The organism is Mucilaginibacter sp. SG564, from assembly GCF_013149275.1.
GTDB lineage: Bacteria > Bacteroidota > Bacteroidia > Sphingobacteriales > Sphingobacteriaceae > Mucilaginibacter.
Genome location: NZ_JABGNA010000033.1, coordinates 1 through 1,282 on the forward strand (window position 1 = coordinate 1; position 1,282 = coordinate 1,282).

Genomic DNA, 1,282 nt, shown 5'->3' on the forward strand with positions numbered 1-1,282 from the left:
AATACCCTTATTACTCTTATGCTCGGCTAAAAAAACACCGACAAGATGAACAAAGATAAAGGCAAGTATCAGGTACATACAAAAGCCATGGACTTCTTTAACGCTGTGCCTGATAGATTTGAAGGGCATAAAAAAATCTTCAAAAGCTAAAAACAAACCGGTTACAGCCATAACCATGAGCGAGATATAAAAAACGGTATAGATAGCTTTTACAGTAAACTCGTGTTTAATCAATTCTCTGTTCTTTTTCGTGGTTTGAAATTGAGAATAGGCGATTTTTATTTTACGAACGAATCTTTGATCTGCCAGTTGAAAAAACTCAAGAATTAAGCGGAATAAAAGTAAACCAACTAATACATACCCAAAATAGATATGTATGTTCCAGACGCTATCGCCAAGCGCGTGTGCAACTGAACCAGCCTGTTCGTTGCTTACTGTGGCACCGGCATTTTTTAATTGAGTTTTAATCAATGTTGATACAGGTCTTTCATCGGTAATGGTTGAATTGATCAACACGGTAATCAGTGAACCGCTGATAGCAATGGTGTTGGCCCAATGCCATAAGCGCAGTGAAGCCGAATATTTTTTTATAGGCTCGGGATGCCAAGTATCTTTACGGACAGGTGCTATAATTGCCATAGTGGTCTTAAGTTAGCGCTGGCTTCTAAAGTCATTTTGACGTTAATCAGATTTGATCTATTTATCTTGATCAATTGTTTGTAAATTACTGAATGAATATGAAGCAAATCTGTAGTCGCGATACGATTACCCAACTAATAAAATGATAGGTCGCATTATACTTCAGGTTCTCTTCAACTTTAAGCTTTACATTTGAATAAAAGCAGCTTTGAAAATCCTGGTAATAGAAGACGAGCAAAGTTTACGTGAGAATATCACAAACTATTTGAATGTAGATGGCAATATCTGCGAGAGCTGTAGCGCGCTAAATCCAGCCCTGCAGAAACTATCAGACTACGATTATGATTGTGTTTTGCTGGATATCGGGCTGCCTGATGGAGAAGGGCTAGATGTGCTGCAATACCTTCGGACCAACCAGAAGAACGAAGGGGTATTGATCATATCTGCCCGGAACTCCCTGGAGGATAAATTAAAGGGACTGGATATCGGAGCTGACGACTACCTGACCAAACCTTTTCATTTAGCAGAGCTCAAGGCCCGCCTGATGGCAGTTTATCGCCGAAAGGCTTTAAATACCAACAATAAGTTAATATTTAATGAAATTACCATCGATGTGCAGGGCCGGACGGTTGAAGTTAATGAA

General features: G+C 39.3%; 2 protein-coding genes. One reads left to right on the top strand and one right to left on the bottom strand.

All coding sequences use genetic code 11. The annotated features are described in order from the left end of the window. On the bottom strand, nt 1-639 hold a 639-nt coding region (locus FHW89_RS28575; protein WP_172338454.1), incomplete at its 3' end, for a cytochrome b/b6 domain-containing protein. 208 nt (nt 640-847) lie between these two features. Here FHW89_RS28575 and FHW89_RS28580 point away from each other — a divergent pair. Continuing rightward, nucleotides 848-1,282: response regulator transcription factor (locus FHW89_RS28580; protein ID WP_172338455.1), on the top strand; the 435-nt coding region annotated here is incomplete at its 3' end.